A 23,143-nucleotide genomic window follows, 5' to 3' on the forward strand; every position below is an offset into this window, starting at 1 on the left:
TCTCCTCATCATTTGTCGTCGGTGAAGACCGGAGCCCGCTTCTCGGCGCGCGCGGCAACCGCTTCTTCAAAGTTGGCGGTGAGTAGGCGCACGTAGAGTTGGCCCAGGCCCTCGGCCTGCATATGCCCTTCCAGGCTAGCGGCGTCCAGTCCACTCCATAGTGTGCGTTTGGTCAACTCGATTCCCGGCCGCGAGAACGTCGCGATCCGCTCGGCGATCCCGTAGCAGGTGTCCAGTAGCTCGTCCTGGGACACCACGCGCGACACCAGGCCGATGCGCTCGGCTTCGGTCGCGTCCACGTCACGCCCGGTGAGCATGATCTCGAAGGCCCGCGACGAGCCAATCGCGCGCGGCAGCAGATAACTCAGCCCCAGCTCGCTGGCGGTCAGGCCGTTGTTGATGCCGGCGGCCCGGAAGTAGGCGCCTTCTGCGGCGACGCGGATGTCTGCGGCCAGCGCCAGGCACAAGCCGCCGCCGATCGCGGCGCCGTTCACCGCGGCGATCACCGGCTGGTGCATCTTGCGCAGCGCCAGGATGACGTCGTCGAGCACTTCCATCGAGCGCAGCGCGTAGGTGGGCCGGGTGAGCCCGTCGACGTTGGGCACCGAGCCGGCCGACTTGTGGTCGGCGCCGGAGGAGAACCCGCGACCGGCGCCGGTGAGCACAATCACACGGGCCGAGTTGTCGTAGGTCAGCTCTTCGAGAACCTTCTTCAGCGGGACCATGACGTCGAACGCCATGGAGTTCATCCGCTCGGGCCGGTTCAGGGTCACCAGTGCGACGTTGGGCCGCGGGCGATCTACCAGGACATAGTTCACCCGTGCACGCTATCGCGTGCGGTTTGTCACTCGGGTTGGCCGTCGTTTTGTGCGGCGATCGCGGCGTCGATGTCGAACTCCTTGACCTTCTGCACGAGTTCCTCGAGCGCCGCCGGGGGCAGCGCGCCGGCCTGGTTGAACACCAGCTTGCCCTTCTTGAACGCCATCAGCGTCGGGATGGACCGGATGTCGGCCGCGGCGGCCAACGCCTGCTCAGCCTCGGTGTCGACCTTGGCATGGACGACGTCGGGATGCTTCTCCGCCGATGCCGCGAACGTCGGCGCGAACGCCTTGCACGGGCCGCACCAGGACGCCCAGAAGTCCACCAACACGATCTCGTTGTCGGTGACCGTGTCGTTGAACTGTTCGGCCGTAATGTCTACCGTGCTCATGCTTTCTCCAAACGCCGCGTACTGGGCAAATGTTCCCTGCAGCCTACTGGTTTCGCGCGAAGCGGTGCATCGCGCAGCCAGTTATCCACAATCGGCAGCATTGGCGACTGATGAGGCGCGGTGTCTGCCATAGGGTGATGCCGTGGCGACGTTGGAGGATCTCGAGGCTCGGGTTGCGGCGCTGGAAGCATCGCACGCCGACTATCGCGCCGTGCTCGCCGCCGTCAACGCGCTGGGCGCCAATCAACGTGAGTTGGCCACGACGGTCCGTGAGCACGGTCGTCGGCTGGATTCACTTGAGACAACGGTCGCCGACTTCCGGCACGAAACCCGAGCGAACTTCCGCTCGGTGGACGAGCAGCTCACAGAGATCAAGGATCTGATCCTCGGGCGTCGTAACGGCGCGCCCTAGCACGTTGAGATTGCTAGACGGTGAAGCCCAGTGCGCGCAGCTGTTCGCGACCGTCCTCGGTGATCTTGTCCGGACCCCACGGCGGGTTCCACACCCAGTTGATCTTCAAATCATCGACCAGGCCGGCGCCCACGAGCGCGGTGCGCGACTGATCCTCGATCACGTCGGTCAACGGACAGGCCGCCGACGTCAGCGTCATATCGATCAGCGCGACGGGTCCGGATTCGCCCATCTCGACGTTCATCCCGTAGACCAGGCCCAAGTCGACGACGTTGATCCCGAGCTCCGGGTCGACGACGTCGTGCATCGCCTCCTCGATGTCGGCGAGCAGCTCGTCACCCGGTGCGGCGGTTTCGCTCATCATCTACCTCCAAGTCGTCGGATGCCTGCGCGAGCGCGTCCTTGAACGCCATCCAACCCAGCAACGCGCATTTCACCCGCGCCGGGTACTTCGCGACGCCGGCGAATGCCACGCCGTCGCCGATGACATCTTCGTCGCCCTCGATTGTCCCCCGCGAGGAAATCATCTCGGTAAACGCCGCGACGGTCTTCAACGCATCCCCGACGCTCTGGCCGATCACCTGATCGGCCAGCACCGAGGTCGATGCCTGGCTGATCGAGCAGCCCTGCCCGTCATACGACACGTCGACGATCTGTTCACCGTCCTGCGAAAGCGCCACCCGCAGCGTGACCTCGTCTCCGCAGACCGGGTTGACGTGATACACCTCGGCGCCGAACGGCTCACGAAGCCCGCGGTGGTGCGGATGCTTGTAGTGATCGAGGATCACTTCCTGATAGATCTGCTCCAGCCGCACGTCAGTCCCTGCCGAAGAAGTCGACGGCGCGGCGTACGCCCGAAACCAGCCGGTCCACCTCATCGGGCGTGTTGTATACCGCGAACGACGCGCGCGCGGTCGCGGCAATGCCGAACCGGCGGTGCAGCGGCAACGCGCAATGATGCCCGACCCGCACCGCGACGCCATCGTCGTCGAGCACCTGCCCGACGTCGTGGGCGTGCACCCCGTCGACGACAAACGCCACCGGTGACCCGCGGCCGTCCAACGTCGTCGGCCCGACGATCCGCACGCCCTCGATCGCCGACAGACCCTCCAACGCGGCGGCGACGAGTTCGTTTTCGTGGGCTTCTACCGCGGCCATGCCGATGTCGCGCAGGTACCGGGCCGCGGCGGCAAGGCCGACCACCTGCGACGTCATCGGGGTGCCGGCCTCGAACCGTTGCGGCGCAGGCGCGTAGGTGCTGGCCTCCATCGTGACGTTCTCGATCATCGAACCGCCGGTGATGAACGGTGGCATGGCGTTGAGCAACTCTCGCCGCCCGTACAACACACCGATCCCGCTGGGGCCCAGCATCTTATGGCCGGAGAATGCGGCGAAGTCGACGTCAAGGGCATGCAGATCGACCGGCTGATGCGGCACCGACTGGCAGGCGTCCAGCAGTGTCAGCGCGCCGACTGCCTTGGCCCGCGAGACCAGCTCCGCCACCGGCGCGATCGCGCCCGTCACATTCGAATGATGGGTGAACGCAACAATTTTCACGCGATCGTCGAGCTGCAGTGAGTCCAAATCGATGCGGCCATCGTCGGTGACGCCGTACCAGCGCAAAGTCGCGCCGGTACGCCGGGCCAACTCCTGCCACGGAACCAGGTTCGCGTGGTGCTCCAACTCTGTCGTGACGATCACGTCGCCGGGACCTACCGCTCGGTCGAACCGGTTGTCGCCCAACGTGTACGCCACGAGGTTGATGGCCTCGGTGGCGTTCTTGGTGAACACCAGCTCGTCGGCGTCGGCACCGACGAACGCCGCGATATCGGCTCGGCCCTGCTCGTAGGCGTCGGTGGACTCCTCCATCAGCTGGTGCGCACCGCGATGCACCGCGCCGTTGGAGGTGGTCAGAAATGTCCGCTCGGCGTCGAGCACCTGCACCGGTTTCTGCGACGTCGCCCCGGAATCCAAGTAGGCCAACGTCGATCCGCCGCGCACCACCCTCTTGAGGATCGGGAAGTCCGCGCGAACGGCGTCCAGATCCAGAGCCCGGCTCGCCTCGATCGTCATAGGCTCACGCCCCTGTAGCTGCAGCCTGCTGGGTAAAGCGGACGTAGCCGTTGGCGTCCAGTTCGTCGGCGAGTTCGGGGCCGCCGGATTCGACGATGCGTCCGCCGACGAAGACGTGGACGAACTGCGGTTGGATGTAGCGCAGGATCCGGGTGTAGTGGGTGATCAACAGGACACCGCCGTGCACCTCTTCGGCGTAGCGGTTCACGCCTTCACTGACCACGCGCAGCGCGTCGACGTCGAGACCCGAGTCGGTCTCGTCGAGAATCGCGATCTTCGGCTTGAGCAACGCCAGCTGAAGGATCTCGTGTCGCTTCTTCTCGCCGCCCGAAAAGCCTTCGTTGACACTGCGTTCGGAGAACGACGGGTCGATGTCGAGCGCCTCCATCGCGGACTTGACCTCTTTGACCCAGTGCCGGAGTTTCGGTGCTTCGCCCCGCACGGCAGTGGCCGCAGTGCGCAGGAAATTCGACATCGACACGCCGGGCACCTCGACCGGGTACTGCATGGCCAAAAACAGCCCCGCACGAGCACGCTCGTCGACGGTCATCTCGAGCACGTTCTGCCCGTCCAGCGTGATGGAGCCGGACGTCACCACATATTTGGGATGACCGGCCACCGCGTAGGACAGCGTCGACTTGCCGGATCCGTTGGGACCCATCAGCGCGTGCGTCTCGCCGGATTTCACGGTGAGGTCGACGCCCTTGAGGATCGGGATCTCCTCGGCCGATTCGGTCGCAGCGACGCTGACGTGCAGGTCCTTGATTTCCAGTGTCGTCATCAGTGCAGAATTCCTTCAGTTAGTTCAAGTTCGTGTTCGATGGCGTCGGTCAGGCGTTCGCGAATCTCGGGCACGGCGATCTGCTGGATGATCTCGCCGAAGAAGCCGCGCACGATAAGTCTGCGGGCCTGGTCCTCCGGGATGCCGCGCGCCTGCAGGTAGAACAGCTGCTCGTCGTCGAATCGTCCGGTGGCGCTGGCGTGTCCGGCGCCGACGATTTCGCCGGTCTCGATCTCCAGGTTGGGCACCGAATCGGCGCGGGCGCCGTCGGTGAGCACCAGGTTACGGTTGGTCTCAAAGGTGTCGGTGCCGGTCGCCTCGGCGCGGATCAGCACATCGCCCACCCAGACCGTGTGCGCGTCGGGTCGTTTGGAGTCCGGATCGCCTTGAAGCGCACCCTTGTACGTCACATGTGAGCGACAGTTGGGCTGGGCGTGGTCGACGAGCAGCCGTGATTCGAAGTGCTGGCCGTCATCGGCGAAGTACAGGCCGAGCAGCTCGGCATCGCCGCCGGGCGCGCAGAACTTCGCCCGCGCGGTCAGTCGCACCAAATCGCCGCCGAGGATCACCGCGACGTGCCGCAGCACCGCGTCCTTGCCCAGGGCGGCGTGGTGCATGCTGACGTAGACGGCGTCGTCGGCCCAATCGGAGACCGAGACGACGGTCAATCGGGCGGCGTCGCCGACGACGAATTCGATGTTGTCGGCGTAGGTTCCGCTGCCGCGCTGGTCGATGACGACGACGGCTTCGGCCAGCTCCTCGACCCGCACCTGCAGATGTCCGTAGGCGGTGGCATCCTCACCGGGCCCGGTGACGGTGATGTCGATGGGCTCCTCGGGGGCGGCCCCTTTGGACACCGTGACGATGGTCGCATTGCCGAACGACGAAAACGCCTGCGCAGCAACGCGGTCGGCTGGGACGCCGCCTTGGCCGAGACGCTCATCGCCGCGCTGTACGGTTTCGATCGTCACACCGGGGCGCTCGGTCACCTCGATCAGCGCACTGCCGGTGGCCGGGGCCGAGCCGTCATGCAGGCCACGCAGCCGGCGTAGCGGTGTGAAGCGCCAGAGCTCGTCGCGCCCGTGTGGCACCTCAAATGCGTCGACATCAAACGATGTGAACAGCTCGCCCTTGTTGGCGTCAGCCAACGATGATCCCGGCGTGATTCCTTCGACGGCCGTGGTGAGTTCGGAAGCCACTAGCCCACCGCGCCTTCCATTTGCAGCTCGATCAGGCGATTGAGCTCCAGCGCGTACTCCATAGGCAGTTCCTTGGCGATCGGCTCGACGAAGCCGCGCACCACCATCGCCATGGCCTCGTCCTCGGTCAGCCCGCGGCTCATCAAATAGAACAGCTGATCGGCGCTGACCTTGGACACGGTGGCCTCGTGGCCCATCGTGACGTCGTCCTCGCGGATGTCGACGTACGGGTAGGTGTCGCTGCGGCTGATCGTATCGACCAGCAGCGCATCACATTTCACGCTGGACCGCGACCCGTGCGCCCCCTTGTTGACCTGAACCAGGCCGCGGTAGGACGCCCGGCCACCGCCGCGCGCCACCGACTTGGACACGATGTTGCTCGACGTATTCGGCGCAAGGTGAAGCATTTTCGCGCCGGTGTCCTGGTGCTGGCCCTCGCCGGCGAACGCCACCGAGAGCACCTCACCCTTGGCGTGCTCGCCGGTCATCCACACGGCCGGGTACTTCATGGTGACCTTCGAGCCGATGTTGCCGTCGACCCACTCCATGGTGGCGCCGGCCTCGGCACGAGCGCGCTTGGTGACGAGGTTGTAGACGTTGTTCGACCAGTTCTGGATCGTCGTGTAACGGCAACGGCCACCGGGCTTCACGATGATCTCGACCACCGCCGAGTGCAGCGAGTCGGACTTGTAGATGGGCGCAGTGCAGCCCTCCACGTAGTGCACGTAGGCGCCTTCGTCGACGATGATCAGCGTCCGCTCGAACTGGCCCATGTTCTCGGTGTTGATCCGGAAGTAGGCCTGCAGCGGGATGTCGACGTGTACGCCCGGCGGCACGTAGATGAACGAGCCGCCCGACCACACCGCGGTGTTCAGCGCGGAGAACTTGTTGTCGCCGGCCGGGATCACGGTACCGAAGTACTGCTTGAAGATGTCCGGGTGCTCGCGCAGACCGGAGTCGGTGTCGAGGAAGATAACCCCTTGGGCCTCAAGGTCTTCCCGGATCTGGTGGTAGACAACCTCGGACTCATACTGCGCAGCTACACCGGCCACCAGCCGCTGCTTCTCGGCCTCCGGGATGCCCAGCTTGTCGTAGGTGTTGCGGATGTCCTCGGGGAGTTCCTCCCAGGACGCGGCCTGCTTTTCCGTCGAGCGCACGAAGTACTTGATGTTGTCGAAGTCGATGCCATCGAGGTTCGAACCCCACTTCGGCATCGGCTTCTTGTTGAACGTCCGCAGCGCCCGCAGCCGGGTCTCCAGCATCCACTCCGGCTCGTTCTTCTTCGCCGAAATGTCGCGCACCACAGCCTCGGACAGCCCGCGCTGTGCGCTGGCGCCCGCGATGTCGGAATCCGCCCAGCCATAGCCGTAACGGCCCAGTGAGGCAATGGCTTCGTCCTGGGTCAGTTGCGTCTCCGGGGTGGTCGTCATGTCGACGCTCCTTGGTGGGTCGTGGTGGTGGCTTCGGTGCGGGCTGTGCGCCGAAGCATTACTGGCTTGTCGAGCGGCACGTGCGTGGTGCACGCGCAGTCACCGTTGACGATGGTCGCCAACCGTTGCACATGGGTGCCCAGGATCTCCGCGAAGGCCTCCCGCTCGGTCTCGCACAGCTCCGGGAACTCCTCGGCGACGTGCGATACCGGGCAATGGTGCTGGCACAGCTGGATGCCGTGGATCGGCCCGCTGACCGGGGTGGTGGTCGTCGCGTAGCCGGCCTTTGTCAGCGCCGTGGCCACCCTGTCGGCCTTCGCTTCAAGGTTCTCCGGCCCCTCGCTCACTCCGCTGAGGATCGAGTCGATGCGGCGCCGGGCGAAAGTGCGCACCGCCTCGTCGCCGCCGATCTCGCGCAGCTGGCGCATCGCGGCGACAGCCAGGTCGTCATAGGTGTGGCCCAGCTTCGCGCGCCCCGCCGACGTCAACCGGTACCGCTTCGCCGGCCGGCCCCGGCCGTGGTGCTGCCAGGTCGCCGCGGCGCTGGCCTGTGCGTCACCAGCCTCGATCAACGCGTCGAGGTGCCGACGTACACCCGCCGCCGAGATGCCGAGCCGCTCACCAATCTGGCCTGCGGTGATCGGGCCTTCGAGCAGCAGCTGGATGATGGCGCGGCGGGTGTGACCATCCGAAACGGGCACGACGGGCGTGCTCTCGATCTCCGGATGGATTTTCACAACACCATTGTGACGGAATTCGGCGAACGGTTCTAGCAAGGGCACCCTTACGTGACGGGGGCCATAGCCCCTGGCGGCTACGCTGCTGACGTGGCCGTTCGCCTACAGTCCCTCAGCTCGTCGGTCGCCCGTTGGCACGCCGACGAACGGGCGGTGGGTTCGCCGCTCAACGACGCCGAGGTCATCGCGATGCGCCGGACCCGGCTGTTCGGGGCCACCGGCACGGTTTTGATGGCGATCGGCGCGCTGGGCGCCGGCGCCCGTCCGGTCGTCCAGGATCCCACGTTCGGGGTGCGGCTGCTCAATCTGCCGTCGCGCATCCAGACGGTGTCGCTGACCATGACGACCACCGGCGCGGTGATGATGGCGCTGGCATGGCTGATGCTCGGCCGCTTCGCACTGGGCAGCCGGCGGATGTCGCGCAGCCAGCTGGACCGCACGCTGCTGCTGTGGGCGCTGCCGCTGCTGATCGCGCCGCCGATGTACAGCAAGGACGTCTACTCCTATCTGGCGCAGAGCCAGATCGCGCTGAACGGCCTCGACCCCTATCGCGTCGGCCCGGCCACCGGACTGGGTCTGGATCACGTGTTCACGTTGTCGGTGCCCAGCCTGTGGCGGGAAACCCCGGCGCCCTACGGGCCGCTGTTCTTGTGGATGGGCAAAGGCATCTCGGCGCTCACCGGCGAAAACATCGTCGCCGCAGTGCTTTTCCACCGACTGGTCGTATTGCTCGGGGTCGGGCTGATCGTGTGGGCGACGCCGCGGCTGGCCCGTCGCTGCGGGGTGGCCGAAGTCAGTGCGCTGTGGTTGGGCGCGTGTAACCCGTTGCTGTTCATGCACTTGGTGGCCGGTATCCACAACGAGGCGCTGATGCTGGGGCTGATGCTTGCGGGTACCGAGTTCGCCATGCGCGGGGTCGATGCAAGCGGACGGCTTCTCCCCCGTCCGCTCACCTGGCCACGGGGCCGCGACGAATGGGCCCGCTGGTGGCCGATGAGCATGTTGGTGGTGGGCATAGTGCTGATCACAATGTCGTCCCAAGTGAAGCTGCCGTCGCTGCTGGCGTTGGGCTTTGTGGCGACGGCACTTGCCTACCGCTGGGGCGGGACCGTCAAAGCTTTTCTGGTTGCCGGCGGTTCGCTGGGGGCGCTGTCGCTTGCGGTGATGGCCATCATCGGCTGGGCCAGTGGCCTTGGCTTCGGCTGGCTCTTCACGCTGGGCACCGCCAACGTCGTGCGCAGCTGGATGTCCCCGCCGACCCTCTTGGCGCTCGGCACCGGGCAGGTCGGAATCCTGCTGGGGCTCGGCGATCACACCACCGCCGTGCTGGGACTGACGCGTGGCATCGGTGTGATCATCATCGCGATTTTGGTGTCCTGGTTGCTCCTGGCGGTGCTGCGCGGACGGCTGCATCCCGTCGGCGGGCTCGGCGTCGCGCTCGGTGCGACGGTGTTGCTGTTCCCGGTCGTGCAGCCCTGGTATCTGCTGTGGGCAATCATTCCCCTCGCCGCGTGGGCCACCCGTCCGGCGTTCCGCGGTGCGACGATCGCGATCACGCTGGTCGTGGGCATCTTTGGCCCAACCGCGAACGGTGACAGGTTCGCGTTGTTCCAGATCGTGATGGCCACGCTGGCCAGCACCGTGATCGTGTTGGCCCTGATCGCGCTCACCTATTACCGGCTGCCGTGGCGGCGGCTGCCCGACGCCGGCCCCGAAATCGAGGCCGCGCTGCACCCCGCGCCGCCCGACGTCGAGCCGGGGCCACCGGCACCGCGGCCCGCGAAGCCCGACGCCTACGCTGAATCTTCGTGACCACCGCTTCAGCCCACCCCGTGCAACTGCGCGGGGTCACCAAGCGGTACGGCTCGACGACGGCAGTCTGCGACCTTGACCTCGACGTGCAGCGCGCCGAGGTGCTGGCGCTGCTCGGTCCCAACGGCGCCGGGAAGACGACGACGGTGGAGATGTGCGAGGGCTTCATCCGTCCGAACGCGGGCACCATCGAGATCCTCGGGCTGGACCCCTTCACCGATAACGCGCAGGTGCGCGAGCGCATCGGTGTGATGCTGCAGGGCGGCGGCGCGTATCCCGCGGCGCGCGCCGGCGAAATGCTCAATCTCGTTGCGGCGTATGCGGCCAACCCGCTGGACCCGCAATGGCTGCTCGACACGCTGGGGCTCACCGAGGCCGCGCGCACGACCTATCGGCGGCTGTCCGGCGGCCAGCAGCAGCGCCTGGCGCTGGCCTGCGCGGTCGTCGGCCGGCCCGAACTCGTATTCCTTGACGAACCGACCGCGGGAATGGACGCGCACGCCCGCATCGTGGTGTGGGAGCTCATCGACGCGTTGCGCCGCGACGGCGTCACCGTCGTCCTGACCACCCATCATCTGACGGAGGCCGAAGAGCTGGCCGACCGCATCGTCATCATCGACCACGGTGTCGCGGTGGCCACCGGCACGCCCGCGGAGTTGATGCGCAGCGGTGCGGAGAACCAGCTGCGGTTTCGCGCGCCGCGGATGCTGGACTTGTCGCTGCTGATTTCGGCGCTGCCGGAGAACTACAAAGCGGTTGAGACCTCACCGGGTGAGTACCTCGTCGAGGGTCACATCGATCCGCAGGTGCTGGCGACCGTGACGGCCTGGTGTGCCCGGCTCAATGTGCTGGCCACCGATATGCGCGTCGAGCAGCGCAGCCTGGAGGACGTGTTCCTGGACCTGACCGGACGGGAGCTACGCGGATGACTGCCTTTGCGCCGAGACTGCACTCAGATCGTGAATTCGCGCGAAATCGCGATCTGTGCGCAGTCTCGATGGAGGTTTGGCCGTGAATCGCTTTGCACCCGGGACGTTTACGCCCGATCCGCGGCCCGCGCCCGTGCCGAAGATGCTGGCGGCGCAATTTGCACTCGAGCTGAAGTTGTTGTTGCGCAACGGCGAGCAGCTGCTGCTCACCATGTTCATCCCGATCACACTGCTGGTCGGGTTGACGCTGCTGCCGTTGGGGTCGTTCGGCAATGATCGGGCCGCGACGTTCACGCCGGCGATCATGGCGCTGGCCGTGATTTCGACGGCGTTCACCGGCCAAGCCATCGCGGTGGCATTCGACCGGCGCTACGGCGCCCTGAAGCGACTGGGCGCGACCGCACTGCCGGTCTGGGGCATCATCGCCGGTAAGTCGTCGGCCGTGGTGGCCGTCGTATTTCTGCAGTCAATTCTATTGGGCGCCATCGGGATTGCGCTGGGTTGGCGGCCTCATATCGCGGGGCTGATGCTCGGCGCGGCGATCATCGCGCTGGGCACCGCCGGTTTCGCCGCCTTGGGCTTATTGCTGGGCGGCACCCTGCGCGCCGAGATTGTCCTCGCGGTCGCCAATCTGCTGTGGTTCGTGTTCGCCGGATTCGGCGCGCTCACCCTGGAAAGCGATGCCGTTCCGCGCGGTGTGGCCTTGGTGGCGCGGTTGACGCCGTCGGGCGCGCTGACCGAAGCCTTGTCGCAGGCGATGACGCTGTCCGTCGACTGGTTCGGCCTCGCCGTGCTCGCGGTGTGGGGCGGCGTCGCTGCCGTGTGTGCGCTGCGCTGGTTCCGCTTCACCTGACGGCTGACTTGCCCGCTACTTCGCCGAAACAGAAGCCATGGTCGTGAAAGCAGCCGCTCAACGACCGGGAATTCCCAATTCGGCGCAAACAGACGCCCTACTACGGGGTGTAGTTGGCTGTCGCATACCATCGGACCGTGCGACGCGTGTTCCTGCGGTTGGTCGACCTCCTGCCGCTGCCCAGCCTGCGGATGCAGCGCGCCATCGCATTCCTGGTCATCCTGACGCAGGGCGGCATCGCCGTCACGGGCGCAATCGTCCGCGTCACCGCGTCGGGCCTGGGCTGCCCGACCTGGCCGCAGTGTTTCCCGGGTAGCTTCACCCCGATCCCGCATCCGGAGGTCGCGGGCATCCACCAGGCCGTCGAATTCGGCAACCGCATGATCACCTTCTTGGTGGTGCTGACAGCTGCAGCGGCGGTGCTCGCCGTCACCAGGGCGCGACGCCGTCGCGAAGTCCTTGTCTACGCCTGGCTGATGCCGGCGTCGACGGTGGTGCAGGCGGTGATCGGCGGCATCACGGTGTTGACGGGGCTGCTGTGGTGGACGGTGGCCATCCATCTGCTGGCGTCGATGACGATGGTGTGGCTGTCGGTGCTGCTGTACGTGAAAGTCGGCGAGCCCGACAACGGCATCCCCGTACGCCGGGTGCCGAAACCGTTGCGGCAGTTGACGTTGCTGTGCGGGGTGGCGCTCGCCGCGATACTCGTGACCGGCACGCTGGTGACGGGGGCCGGCCCGCACGCCGGCGACAAGAGCCTCGACCGGACCATCCCGCGTCTGCAGGTCGAGATCACCACGCTGGTGCACATGCACTCGTCGCTGCTGGTCGCGTATTTGTCGCTGCTGGTCGCCCTGGGCTTTGCCCTGGTGGCGGTGAAAGCATCACGGTCGGTGATGCTTCGGCTCGGCGTGCTGCTGGTGCTGGTCTGCGCCCAGGGACTGGTCGGCACCGTGCAGTACTTCACCGGTGTGCCCGCCGCACTCGTGGCCCTGCACGTTGCCGGCGCTGCGGCCTGCACGGCCGCCACCGCCGCGCTATGGGCTTCGATGCGAGAGCGGACCGAGCCCGAGCCGTTCCAGGGCCGCCTCGACACCGAGCGCGAAGTCGCGCTGCCGGCGGGCGCGGGTGTCGGCGTCGAGTTGCCGCCAACCCAGTGATGGCTCGACCAGCTCCAGCTCCAGCAGCCGCGGGTCGTCGGGTCCACCGATCACATCGACTCGGGCATACAGGAAGTCGCCGACGTTGATGCCGAGGTGGGCGGCCGCGGCGGCCAGCGCCGCGGCTCCGACGTCCCAGAGTTCGAAGTCCGGCTCGGCCGGGGTCAGTGATTCCTCGGCGTAGGTGCCGGACTCGTCGAACACCGGCCGTCCCGACGCCGGCAGGATCGCGGCCTTGGTGAACGCATGCGATTGCTTGCCGCCGAGGAAGACCAGCGCCGTCTCGCCGTCCTCCACCCGGGCGTCGTAGGTCTGCACCAATACGGTGCGCCCATCTGCCTGTAGTTGCTCTGCATGGCGCCGGGCTTCGCGAGCCGAGGTGAACCGTTGCGCCCCAACCGAACCCGCCCCCACCGACGGCTTGACCACCACCTCACCGGCGGGAATCCGCACCTGCTCGCCGGGGGCGAAAAACCAGCTCGGCACGATCGGCACGTCGCGGGCGGCGACGTCGGCCAGATAGCGCTTGTCGGTGTTCCACGCCACAACGTCTGGCGGATTGAGCAGATGGCGGACCCGGCGCGTCCAGGCCAAGAATTCGTCGAGCCGCTCGATGTAGTCCCACGCCGCGCGCAGGATCACCAGGTCGGCGTCGAGCGTGGCCGGGTCGTCCCAGGACAACCACCGGGCATGCAGCCCGCGCTTGCGCAGCACCGCGACCAGCTCGGCGTCGTCGCCGTCCCCCTCCGGCAAGGCCGGACAACTGGCCAGCACGATGCGCGGGTGGAACACGTCCGGCCGGGCAAGCTTCACAACAGGCAGACTAGTCACCATGCGTGCCATCGAAGTCGCCGAGACCGGCGGGCCCGAAGTACTGACCTACGTCGAGAAGCCCCAGCCCTCGCCTGGCCCTGGTGAAGTGTTGATCAAGGCCGAGGCGATCGGGGTGAACTTCCTCGACACCTACTTCCGATCCGGGCAGTACCCACGCGAGGTGCCGTTCGTCGTCGGCAACGAGGTCTGCGGCACGGTCGAGGCGGTCGGAGACGACGTCGCGGCGCTGCGGGTGGGCGATCGCGTGGTCACCGCGCAGGCCTCCGGCGCATACGCCGAATACTCCACGGCGCCAGCGGATTTCTGCGCCTACGTCCCCGAGGGCGTGGGTGCCGATGTGGCGGCATCAGCGCTGTTGAAAGGGATGACCGCGCACTACCTGATCAAGTCGACGTATCCGATCCAGCAGGGCGATACGGTCTTGTTGCACGCCGGCGCGGGCGGCGTCGGGCTGATCCTGACGCAGTGGGCGACGAGCATGGCGGCGAAGGTCATCACCACGGTGTCCACTCCGGAGAAGGCCGAACTGTCGCGCAAGGCTGGGGCCGTGGAGGTGCTCGACTATCCGGACGACCCCGAGGAGTTCGGTGCGAAGATCCGCGAACTCACCGACGGCCAGGGTGTCGCCGCGGTGTACGACGGTGTCGGCGCCGCGACGTTCGACGCGAGTATCGCCAGCCTGGCGATCCGCGGCACGCTGGCGTTGTTCGGCGCGTCTAGCGGGCCCGTCCCGCCCTTCGACCCACAGCGACTCAACGCTGCCGGGTCGCTGTTCCTGACTCGCCCGACGCTGGTGCACTACACCCGCACGTCTGACGAATTCGCTTGGCGGGCAGGTGAACTGCTCGACGCAATCGCGGCGGGCACGCTCAAAATCACCGTCAGCAACCGCTATCCACTAGCAGACGCGGAGCAGGCACACCGCGATCTGCAGGGCCGCAAGACCGTCGGCTCGGTGGTGCTGGTGCCTTAGATGGGTTGCGCCTCCGGGAACGTCCATGTGCCGTCCAGAATCTGCTGCTGCGGTCGGTACAGCCGCACCATGTAGTTCCAGCCCGGCGTGATCGGCAGGCAGTTCGGCACCCCGCCGTCGCAGCCGCCGAACTGGACGGTGGTGTTGCCATCGGCGTCCTTGACCGCGGTGATGTTGTTGAGCGAGTAGGTGTTTTGCGGGTTGGGGGTGATGAACCCGTCCTTGTTGTAGACGATCACCGACCAGAACCCGTCCACCGGAACTTCGCCGACGGTCAACCGGTACACCGTGCTGCCGTCGTTGTGTTGTGGATTGACGGTGAGATACAGCGCGTCCTTTTCGGGATTCCCACCCCACGCGGAGGCGGCCCCGATGAGCCGGCGCACCGGATCGGTGTCCTGCGCGGTGCCGAACATTCGCCTGGTGTCGGGCAGCGTTGAGGCGAGCGTGATGAGTGCGTCCCGAACAATATTCTGGCTCACCGGATCCCATTCCGGAACGTCGAAGCGCCCTGGGTTGTCCTGGGCAACCACGGTCGCGTCCTGCAGCTTGTGGACCGCCGCGATGTCGGCGGGGTCGTTCGGGTTGATGAGGATCCGCATCGCGGCGACGACGTAGCGGGTGCCGATCTCGTCCTTGGTGAGGCCAACATCTCCGCTGTCGTACACCACCTTCAGCGTGTACTGGTCCTCGTTGATGATCTGCAGCGACCTGAACCGCCCCCCGGTGTCGGGCAGACTGAGGGTCACCGGTCCGGCGTCGAGGTCGAATACGGCGGCCGAGTAGAGGGTGTCGCGGTTCTGCCTGATGACGATCTGTTTATCCGGCGGGGTGAGTTCCCGGTTGTGGGTGAACTTGGCGAAGCCGCCGTCCTTGACAATGCCGGCGAAGTAGACGTCGGATTCGGCGCGGATGAAATTGTCGGGTGAGACGTGGACCGCCATGGCCGAACCTTACTGCGACCCGCAATGGGGCAATTGACGAATCGGCAGGTTAATCCCGCGTGCCGTCGGCGTCGCCAGCCGCGCGAACGTGGAGGGCGCACCGCGAGACTGTAGTTGCCGTGGCCCCCACTCGATCTTCTCCTCGGTAACTACAGTTTCGAGGTCAGTCGAGCTAGCTATGCCCCCAACAGCGTGGGCAGCGCCAGCGCCGAGTCGATGGCCAGCGCGCAGAACACCACGGCCAGATAGTTGTTGGACTGCAGGAACAACCGCAGAGGCTTGACCGGCTCACCGCGTTTGACGCCGGCGTACAGCTGATGGGCCATCACCAGGAACCAGACACCCGCCAGCAGCGCCACGGATGCGTACAGCCAACCGGTGGCCAGCGCCAGCACCAGCGTGGTGATCACCGTCAGCCAGGTGTAGATCAAGATCTGCCTCGTCACCTGGCGCTCGGTGGCCACGGCCGGCAGCATCGGCACGCCCGCCGCCTTGTAGTCGTCCTTATAGCGCATGGCCAGCGCCCAGGTGTGCGGCGGCGTCCAGAAGAAGATGATCGCGAACATCACCAGCGCCGGCCATCCGATCGTGCCGGTGACCGCCGACCAGCCGATCATCACCGGCATGCAGCCGGCCGCGCCGCCCCACACCACGTTCTGCGACGTGCGGCGCTTGAGCAGCAGCGTGTAGACGAACACGTAGAACGCAATGGTCGCGACGGCCAGCAGCCCCGACAGCAGGTTCGTCGTCCACCACAACCAGAAGAACGAACCGACGGAGAGCACCAGGCCGAACACCAGCGCGTGCCGGGTGGGCACACTGGCCCTGGCTAACGGCCGGCGCGCGGTGCGCTTCATCACTTTGTCGATGTCGGCGTCGGCCACGCAGTTGAGCGTGTTGGCGCCCGCGGCGGCCAGCATGCCGCCCACCAGCGTGTTGAGAATGAGCAGCGGGTCAACGGTGCCGCGGTCGGCCAGCAACATCGCGGGGATCGCGGTGACCAGCAGCAGCTCGATCACCCGCGGCTTGGTCAACGCCACGTACGCAAGAAGGGTGTTGCGTAATCTGCTCGGCGCGACGCGCTCGCGAATGCTCACGCAGATACTCCTCAGTGGCGTCACGCGGCTTCTACTACAGACGATGGTAGACCGCTGCCCGATACGGGTATCGGGTGGGTGACGCCGCCTGCGACAACGGCCCATCCCGCACTAGGGTATGGGAGACAAGCTTGCCGACCCGAGGAAGTAGCTCGTGACCACAGTCGAAGACATTTCCGCCCTGACGCTTCCGGATCACCCGGACGACTGGACCGAGCTGGACTCGGCCGCGGTAGATACGGTGCGGGTGCTGGCCGCCGACGCGGTGCAGAAGGTCGGCAACGGCCATCCCGGGACGGCGATGAGCTTGGCACCGCTGGCCTACACGCTGTTTCAGCGGCAGATGCGCCACGACCCCAGCGATGTGCACTGGATCGGGCGGGACCGCTTCGTGTTGTCCGCGGGGCATTCCAGCCTGACGCTCTACATCCAGCTCTACCTCGGCGGGTTTGGGCTCGAACTGTCCGATATCGAAGCGCTGCGGACGTGGAAGTCCAAAACACCGGGCCACCCGGAGTTCCGGCACACCAAGGGCGTGGAGATCACTACCGGCCCGCTGGGCCAGGGCCTGGCCTCCGCGGTGGGCATGGCGATGGCGTCGCGCTATGAGCGCGGACTGTTCGACCCCGACGCCGCGCCCGGCACCAGCCCGTTCGACCACTACATCTATGTGATCGCCTCCGACGGTGACATCGAGGAGGGCGTGACCAGTGAGGCGTCGTCACTGGCCGGCACGCAGCAGCTCAGCAACCTCATCGTCTTCTACGACGACAACCAGATCTCCATCGAGGACGACACCAAGATCGCCCTGAACGAGGACACCGCCGCCCGCTATGAGGCGTACGGCTGGCACGTGCAGATCGTCGAGGGCGGCGAGAACGTGGTCGGCATCGAAGAAGCGGTGGAGGCGGCCAAGGCGGTCACCGACAAGCCGTCATTCATCCTGTTGCGCACGGTGATCGGCTACCCGGCGCCGAATCTGATGAACACCGGCAAGGCGCACGGCGCCGCGCTGGGTGAAGAGGAAGTCGCGGCGGTCAAGAAGATCCTCGGCTTCGACCCGGAAAAGACGTTCGAGGTGCGCGACGACGTCATCGCCCACACCCGCAAGTTGGTGGACCGCGGTAAGGACGCCCACGAGAAGTGGCAAAGCGAATTCGACGCGTGGGCGGCGCGGGAGCCCGAGCGCAAGGCGCTGCTGGACCGGCTGACCGCGGGCGAGCTGCCCGACGGGTGGGATGCCGACCTGCCCCACTGGGAACCGGGCTCGAAGGCGGTCGCGACCCGCGCTGCGTTCGGCGAGGCCCTCAACGCCGTCGCACCGAAACTACCCGAATTGTGGGGTGGCTCAGCCGATCTGGCGGGCAGCAACAACACCACGATCAAGGGTGCGCCGTCGTTCGGCCCGCCGTCGATCTCGACCAAGGAATTCACCGCCGACTGGTACGGCCGGGTGCTGCACTTCGGGGTGCGCGAGCACGCGATGGGCGCGATCTTGTCCGGCATCGTTCTGCACGGCCCCACGCGCGCGTTCGGTGGCACCTTCCTGCAGTTCTCCGACTACATGCGGCCCGCGGTGCGGTTGGCGTCGTTGATGGACATCGACACCATTTACATCTGGACCCACGATTCGATCGGCCTGGGCGAGGACGGCCCCACCCATCAGCCGATCGAGCATCTCGCGGCGCTGCGGGCGATCCCGAACCTGTCGGTGGTGCGCCCCGGCGACCCGAATGAGACCGCATACGCGTGGCGTTCCATCCTGGCCCGCGGTGCCGGCAGCGGACCGGTGGGGTTGATCCTGACCCGCCAAGGCATTCCGGTGCTGGAGGGCACCAGCGCCGAGGGGGTCGCCAAGGGCGGCTATGTGCTGGGCGGGGCGACCGACGAGGACCCCGACGTCATTCTCATCGCCACCGGATCAGAGCTTCAGTTGGCCGTCGAAGCCCGTAAGCAGTTGGCGGACAAGGGCATCACGGCACGGGTGGTGTCGATGCCCTGCGTCGAATGGTTCGAATCCCAGCCCGTGGAATACCGAGATGCCGTGCTGCCGCCCGCGGTGTCGGCACGCGTCGCGGTCGAGGCCGGCGTCGCCCAGAGTTGGTACAAGCTGGTTGGTGACACCGGTGAGATCGTCTCGATCGAGCACTACGGCGAATCCGCCGACTACAAAACGCTGTTCCGCGAATTCGGTTTCACCCCAGAGGCTGTGGTGGCCGCTGCGGAGCGATCGCTCGACAACTGATTGGGAGGCAATGTCATGGCTCAGAATCCCAACCTCGCGGCACTGTCCGCCGCGGGCGTCTCGGTATGGCTTGACGATTTATCTCGTGACCGGCTGCAGACCGGCAACTTGCAGGAGCTGATCGACACCCGCTGCGTGGTCGGGGTCACCACCAACCCCACGATCTTTCAGACCGCGCTGTCCAAAGGCCACGCCTACGACGCTCAGATCGCCGAGCTGGCCGAACGCGACGCCGACGTCGACGCCGCGATCCGCACCGTGACCACCGACGACGTGCGCGACGCCTGTGACGTGCTGCGGCCGCAATGGGAAGCCTCCGACGGCGTCGACGGCCGCGTGTCGATCGAGGTCGACCCGCGGCTGGCCCATGACACAGACAAGACGGTCCTGCAGGCCATCGAGCTGTGGAAGATCGTCGACCGGCCCAACCTGTTCATCAAGATTCCCGCTACCGTGGCCGGTCTGCCGGCGATCACCGCCGTACTCGCCGAAGGCATTTCGGTCAACGTGACGCTGATCTTCTCGGTCGAGCGTCACCGCGCGGTGATGGATGCCTACCTGGCCGGATTGGAAGCCGCCAAACAAGGCGGTCATGACATATCCAAGATCCATTCGGTCGCCTCGTTCTTCGTATCCCGGGTCGACACTGAAATCGACAAGCGACTCGAAAAGATCGGCTCGGACGAGGCGCTGGCGCTGCGTGGACAGGCCGGGGTGGCCAATGCCCGGCTGGCCTACGCCGCCTACGAAGGAGTTTTCGTCGGCGGCAAGCGCTACGAAGCGCTCAAGGCCGACGGGGCCCGCGTGCAACGGCCGCTTTGGGCCTCCACCGGCGTCAAGAACCCCGACTACTCCGACACCCTGTATGTCACCGAACTGGTCGCACCGAACACGGTGAACACCATGCCGGAAAAGACGATTGAAGCCGTCGCCGACCACGGCGTCATCACGGGCGACACCGTCACCGGCACCGCAGGTGCGGCGCAAGAAGTATTCGACAAGCTCGAAGCGGTCGGCATCGACCTGCCGGACGTGTTCAAGGTGCTCGAAGACGAAGGTGTCGAGAAGTTCGAGAAATCCTGGCTCGAACTCCTCGAAGAGACGCAGAAGCAGCTCGACGCCACCGGCAAATGACCGCCGTCGGCGAGAAGGCGAAAGCGGCGGCAGCCTGGCGTAATCCGCTGCGCGACAAGCGCGATAAGCGCATGCCCCGCATCGCCGGGCCGTGCGGCGTGGTGATCTTCGGCGTCACCGGCGACTTGGCCCGCAAGAAGCTGATGCCGGCCATCTACGATCTCGCCAACCGCGGCCTGCTGCCGGCCTCGTTCGCCCTGGTCGGATTCGCCCGAAGGGACTGGGCCGACGAGGATTTCGGCAAGATCGTGTACGACGCGGTCAAGCAGCACGCGCGCACGCCGTTCCGTCAGGAGGTGTGGGACCGGCTGGCCGAAGGCTTCCGCTTCGTACAGGGCACGTTCGACGACGACGCCGCATTCGCGAGGCTCGCCGAGACACTGGAGAAGCTCGACGCGGAGCGCGGCACCGGCGGCAATCACGCCTTCTACCTGTCGATCCCGCCGAATGCATTCCCGGTGGTGTGCGAACAACTCAAGGAATCCGGACTGGCCCGTCCCCAGCCGGGCCGGTGGAGCCGGGTGGTCATCGAGAAGCCCTTCGGGCACGATTTGGCCAGCGCCCAAGAACTCAATGCCGTCGTCAACAGCGTGTTCCCCGAGGAGTCGGTGTTCCGCATCGACCACTACCTCGGCAAGGAAACCGTGCAGAACATCTTGGCGCTGCGCTTCGCCAATGAGTTGTTCGAACCGGTATGGAACGCCCACTACGTCGACCACGTCCAGATCACCATGGCTGAGGACATCGGCCTGGGCGGACGCGCCGGCTACTACGACGGCATCGGCGCAGCCCGCGACGTGATCCAAAACCACCTGATGCAATTGCTGGCGCTCACCGCAATGGAGGAGCCGGTCAGCTTCCTTCCGCATGAGCTGCAGGCCGAGAAGATCAAGGTGCTCTCCTCGGTCAAACTGGCTGAGCCCCTTGACGAGACGACGGCGCGCGGTCAGTACGCGGCGGGCTGGCAGGGCGGCGAGAAGGTCGTGGGGCTGCTCGACGAGGAGGGGTTCTCCCAGGACTCGACGACCGAGACGTATGCGGCGATCACGCTGGAGGTGGACACCCGCCGGTGGGCTGGTGTGCCGTTCTACCTACGGACCGGAAAACGACTGGGGCGCAGAGTGACCGAGATCGCGCTGGTGTTCAAGCGGGCGCCACATCTGCCGTTCGACGCCACCATGACCGAGGAACTCGGCCAGAACGCGCTGGTGATCCGGGTTCAGCCCGACGAGGGCATCACGCTACGGTTCGGGTCCAAAGTGCCCGGCAGCGCGATGGAAGTACGCGACGTCAACATGGACTTCTCCTACGGGTCGGCGTTTGCCGAGGACTCCCCCGAGGCCTACGAGCGACTCATCCTCGATGTGCTGCTCGGTGAACCGTCGCTGTTCCCCGTGAACGCGGAGGTCGAATTGTCTTGGGAGATATTGGATCCAGTGCTCGACTATTGGGCGGCACACGGTAAGCCGGAGCAGTACGAGGCCGGCACGTGGGGGCCGTCGTCGGCGGAGGAGATGCTGCGCCGCACCGGCCGGGAATGGCGGCGGCCGTGATAGTCGACCTGCCCAACACCACGACCAACGACGTCAACAAGAAGATCACCGGACTGCGGGAAGAGGGCGGCGCGATCACCCTCGGGCGGGTGCTGACTCTCGTCATCGCACCACACACCAACGATCTCGTCGAAGATTCCATCGAGGCCGCGAACTTCGCGAGCCGCGAGCATCCGTGCCGGGTGATCGTGGTGGCACCGCTGGATCGCGATGCGGCGCAACCCCGGCTCGATGCGCAGCTGCGGGTCGGCCACGACGCCGGTGCCGGCGAGGTCGTGGTGCTGCTGCTGTCCGGGCCACTCGCCGACCATGCCAGCAGCGTTGTCCTGCCGTTCCTGTTGCCCGACACTCCGGTGGTGGCCTGGTGGCCCGCCGTGGCCCCCGATGTGCCCGCGCAGGATCCGTTGGGCAAGTTGGCGATTCGCCGAATCACCGACGCCACCAACGGCGCCGACCCGTTGGCGTCGATCAAGAGCCGGTTGCAGAGCTACACCCCGGGCGACACCGATCTCGCGTGGAGCCGGATCACCTACTGGCGCGCACTGCTCACCTCGGCGGTGGACCAGGCCCCGCACGAGCCGATCACTTCCGCACTGGTTTCCGGCCTCAAGGACGAACCGGCGCTCGACATCATGGCGGGCTGGCTGGCCAGCCGGATAGACGGTCCCGTGCAACGCGCCGTCGGGCCGTTGAAGGTCGAACTCGTCAGGCCCAGCGAGACAATCACATTGAGCCGCCCGCAGACCGGTACCACCGCCACACTCAGCCGCACAGGCAGACCCGATTCACTGGTTCCGCTGGCGCGCCGCGAGGCCAAGGAGTGTCTGGCCGAGGACCTGCGCAGGCTCGATGCTGACGAGATCTTTCACGAGGCGCTGCAGGGGATGGACAAGGTGCAGTACTTGCCGGCGGGCAGGAGCGAAGCGACCGGGGGCCGATGATGAGCGTGTCGGTGCACAGGTATGGGGACAGTGCGGCATTGGTAGCCGCGGCCGGCGAGCGCTTGGCCGAGGAGATCGTGTCGCTGGTGGAGTTTCGCGGCCGCGCGTCAATTGTGTTGACCGGCGGCGGAACTGGTATCGGGACGCTGAAGGAACTCGCCGCGCGCCAAGACCGCATCGACTGGTCGAAGGTGCACCTGTATTGGGGTGACGACCGCTTCGTCCCCGCGGACGACGATGAGCGCAACTACAAGCAGGCCCGTGAGGCGCTGCTCGACCACATCGACATTCCAGCCGCGAACGTGCACGCGATGGCGGCCAGTGACGGCGAGTTCGGCGACGACCTCGACGCCGCGGCCGCGGCGTATGAGCAAGAACTGCCGTCAGGCTTCGACGTGCATCTGCTCGGCATGGGACCGGAGGGACACATCAATTCACTGTTTCCCCACACCCCTGCTGTGCGCGAAACCAGCCGGTTGGTCGTCGGCGTGCCGGACTCCCCCAAACCGCCGCCACGCCGGGTCACGTTGACCCTGCCCGCAGTTCAACGGTCGCGAGAAGTGTGGCTGGTGGTCTCGGGCTCGGCCAAGGCCGACGCGGTGGCAGCCGCGATCGGTGGCGCATCGGCGGAGGATGTGCCGGCCGCCGGGGCGGTGGGCCGGGATGCGACGGTGTGGCTGCTCGACGAGGGTGCCGCCAGCAAGCTCTAGCCTCCTTGTCGGTGGGGTGTGGCAATATCGAACATACGTTTGAAGACTTCACTGATGCGGCGTTGATCGACGCTGTGGGTGAGGCCACTCGGCAGGAGTCGGCGGCCATCGCGCGG

At 66.4% G+C, this 23,143-nt stretch carries 22 protein-coding genes and 1 pseudogene; 11 read left to right on the forward strand and 12 right to left on the reverse strand.

Going from position 1 to position 23,143, the window contains the following annotated elements; translation table 11 throughout:
* Positions 1-8: 8 nt before the first annotated feature.
* Both CWS39_RS00800 and trxA read right to left on the reverse strand, forming a co-directional pair.
* The gene (locus CWS39_RS00800; RefSeq protein ID WP_102141001.1) at positions 9-818 is read right to left on the reverse strand and encodes an enoyl-CoA hydratase; all 810 of its coding nucleotides are present in this window, start codon (positions 816-818) and stop codon (positions 9-11) included.
* A 26-nt stretch (positions 819-844) separates the two neighbouring features.
* Positions 845-1,210, reverse strand: a complete 366-nt coding sequence (trxA, locus tag CWS39_RS00805; RefSeq protein WP_102141002.1) for a thioredoxin — start codon at positions 1,208-1,210, stop codon at positions 845-847.
* Positions 1,211-1,352: 142 nt separating this feature from the next.
* On the opposite strand from trxA, the gene CWS39_RS00810 reads away from it, so the two are divergent.
* Positions 1,353-1,622, forward strand: a complete 270-nt coding sequence (locus tag CWS39_RS00810; RefSeq protein WP_102141003.1) for a hypothetical protein — start codon at positions 1,353-1,355, stop codon at positions 1,620-1,622.
* A gap of 13 nt (positions 1,623-1,635) precedes the next feature.
* On the opposite strand, the gene CWS39_RS00815 is transcribed toward CWS39_RS00810, so the two are convergent.
* Genes CWS39_RS00815 through CWS39_RS00845 form a run of 7 tightly spaced genes read right to left on the reverse strand, consistent with a single transcriptional unit; the run spans position 1,636 to position 7,842 of the window.
* Positions 1,636-1,983, reverse strand: a complete 348-nt coding sequence (locus CWS39_RS00815) for a metal-sulfur cluster assembly factor (protein ID WP_102141004.1) — start codon at positions 1,981-1,983, stop codon at positions 1,636-1,638.
* On the reverse strand, positions 1,958-2,437 hold the full coding sequence (gene sufU / locus CWS39_RS00820) for a Fe-S cluster assembly sulfur transfer protein SufU (protein ID WP_102141005.1): 480 nt from the start codon (positions 2,435-2,437) through the stop codon (positions 1,958-1,960). The genes CWS39_RS00815 and sufU overlap by 26 nt, the downstream gene beginning before the upstream one ends.
* Before the next feature lies 1 nt (position 2,438).
* Positions 2,439-3,695 carry a cysteine desulfurase gene (locus CWS39_RS00825; protein ID WP_199177896.1) on the reverse strand — a complete coding sequence of 419 codons (1,257 nt, stop codon included), beginning with the start codon at positions 3,693-3,695 and terminating at the stop codon, positions 2,439-2,441.
* A 4-nt stretch (positions 3,696-3,699) separates the two neighbouring features.
* Positions 3,700-4,476 (reverse strand): Fe-S cluster assembly ATPase SufC, encoded by a 777-nt coding sequence (sufC, locus tag CWS39_RS00830; RefSeq protein WP_102141006.1) that lies wholly within the window; start codon positions 4,474-4,476, stop codon positions 3,700-3,702.
* On the reverse strand, positions 4,476-5,675 hold the full coding sequence (sufD, locus tag CWS39_RS00835; protein WP_102141007.1) for a Fe-S cluster assembly protein SufD: 1,200 nt from the start codon (positions 5,673-5,675) through the stop codon (positions 4,476-4,478). The genes sufC and sufD overlap by 1 nt, the downstream gene beginning before the upstream one ends.
* Positions 5,675-7,105 (reverse strand): Fe-S cluster assembly protein SufB, encoded by a 1,431-nt coding sequence (gene sufB, locus CWS39_RS00840; RefSeq protein WP_102141008.1) that lies wholly within the window; start codon positions 7,103-7,105, stop codon positions 5,675-5,677. The genes sufD and sufB overlap by 1 nt, the downstream gene beginning before the upstream one ends.
* Positions 7,102-7,842 (reverse strand): helix-turn-helix transcriptional regulator, encoded by a 741-nt coding sequence (locus tag CWS39_RS00845; RefSeq protein ID WP_431306065.1) that lies wholly within the window; start codon positions 7,840-7,842, stop codon positions 7,102-7,104. The genes sufB and CWS39_RS00845 overlap by 4 nt, the downstream gene beginning before the upstream one ends.
* 90 nt (positions 7,843-7,932) lie before the next feature.
* Here CWS39_RS00845 and mptB point away from each other — a divergent pair, with 90 nt between their 5' ends.
* From mptB to CWS39_RS00865, 4 genes are all read left to right on the forward strand, one after another.
* Complete coding sequence (gene mptB, locus CWS39_RS00850) at positions 7,933-9,654, forward strand: polyprenol phosphomannose-dependent alpha 1,6 mannosyltransferase MptB (RefSeq protein ID WP_102141010.1); 1,722 nt, start codon at positions 7,933-7,935, stop codon at positions 9,652-9,654.
* Positions 9,651-10,583 carry an ABC transporter ATP-binding protein gene (locus CWS39_RS00855; RefSeq protein ID WP_102141011.1) on the forward strand — a complete coding sequence of 311 codons (933 nt, stop codon included), beginning with the start codon at positions 9,651-9,653 and terminating at the stop codon, positions 10,581-10,583. The genes mptB and CWS39_RS00855 overlap by 4 nt, the downstream gene beginning before the upstream one ends.
* A 76-nt stretch (positions 10,584-10,659) precedes the next feature.
* Positions 10,660-11,436 carry an ABC transporter permease gene (locus CWS39_RS00860; protein ID WP_233213311.1) on the forward strand — a complete coding sequence of 259 codons (777 nt, stop codon included), beginning with the start codon at positions 10,660-10,662 and terminating at the stop codon, positions 11,434-11,436.
* Between the two features lie 191 nt (positions 11,437-11,627).
* Positions 11,628-12,596, forward strand: coding sequence for a COX15/CtaA family protein (locus CWS39_RS00865; protein WP_102141164.1), 969 nt, complete (start codon positions 11,628-11,630; stop codon positions 12,594-12,596).
* 570 nt (positions 12,597-13,166) lie between these two features.
* Here CWS39_RS00865 and CWS39_RS30435 read toward each other — a convergent pair.
* Positions 13,167-13,439, reverse strand: a pseudogene (locus tag CWS39_RS30435) (hypothetical protein); the annotation flags it as partial.
* Between CWS39_RS30435 and CWS39_RS00875 the strand changes: the two are divergent.
* Positions 13,429-14,403 carry a quinone oxidoreductase family protein gene (locus CWS39_RS00875; protein ID WP_102141012.1) on the forward strand — a complete coding sequence of 325 codons (975 nt, stop codon included), beginning with the start codon at positions 13,429-13,431 and terminating at the stop codon, positions 14,401-14,403. The pseudogene CWS39_RS30435 and the gene CWS39_RS00875 sit on opposite strands and share 11 nt — an antisense overlap.
* On the opposite strand, the gene CWS39_RS00880 is transcribed toward CWS39_RS00875, so the two are convergent.
* On the reverse strand, positions 14,400-15,347 hold the full coding sequence (locus CWS39_RS00880) for a DUF1254 domain-containing protein (protein ID WP_102141013.1): 948 nt from the start codon (positions 15,345-15,347) through the stop codon (positions 14,400-14,402). The genes CWS39_RS00875 and CWS39_RS00880 overlap by 4 nt on opposite strands.
* 176 nt (positions 15,348-15,523) lie before the next feature.
* The gene (locus CWS39_RS00885; RefSeq protein ID WP_102141014.1) at positions 15,524-16,444 is read right to left on the reverse strand and encodes a heme o synthase; all 921 of its coding nucleotides are present in this window, start codon (positions 16,442-16,444) and stop codon (positions 15,524-15,526) included.
* Between the two features lie 154 nt (positions 16,445-16,598).
* Here CWS39_RS00885 and tkt point away from each other — a divergent pair, with 154 nt between their 5' ends.
* The 5 genes from tkt to pgl are packed head-to-tail and all read left to right on the forward strand — an operon-like array spanning position 16,599 to position 23,027.
* Positions 16,599-18,689 carry a transketolase gene (tkt, locus tag CWS39_RS00890; RefSeq protein ID WP_102141015.1) on the forward strand — a complete coding sequence of 697 codons (2,091 nt, stop codon included), beginning with the start codon at positions 16,599-16,601 and terminating at the stop codon, positions 18,687-18,689.
* Between the two features lie 15 nt (positions 18,690-18,704).
* On the forward strand, positions 18,705-19,823 hold the full coding sequence (gene tal / locus CWS39_RS00895) for a transaldolase (RefSeq protein WP_102141016.1): 1,119 nt from the start codon (positions 18,705-18,707) through the stop codon (positions 19,821-19,823).
* On the forward strand, positions 19,820-21,376 hold the full coding sequence (gene zwf, locus CWS39_RS00900) for a glucose-6-phosphate dehydrogenase (protein WP_102141017.1): 1,557 nt from the start codon (positions 19,820-19,822) through the stop codon (positions 21,374-21,376). The genes tal and zwf overlap by 4 nt, the downstream gene beginning before the upstream one ends.
* Positions 21,373-22,317 (forward strand): glucose-6-phosphate dehydrogenase assembly protein OpcA, encoded by a 945-nt coding sequence (gene opcA, locus CWS39_RS00905; RefSeq protein WP_102141165.1) that lies wholly within the window; start codon positions 21,373-21,375, stop codon positions 22,315-22,317. Before zwf ends, opcA begins: the two co-directional genes overlap by 4 nt.
* Positions 22,317-23,027: a 6-phosphogluconolactonase gene (pgl, locus tag CWS39_RS00910; protein ID WP_102141018.1), complete on the forward strand. Its 711-nt coding sequence runs from the start codon at positions 22,317-22,319 to the stop codon at positions 23,025-23,027. The genes opcA and pgl overlap by 1 nt, the downstream gene beginning before the upstream one ends.
* Positions 23,028-23,143 lie beyond the last annotated feature (116 nt).

The sequence above is a fragment of the Mycobacterium hubeiense genome (assembly GCF_002838065.1).
GTDB lineage: Bacteria > Actinomycetota > Actinomycetes > Mycobacteriales > Mycobacteriaceae > Mycobacterium > Mycobacterium hubeiense.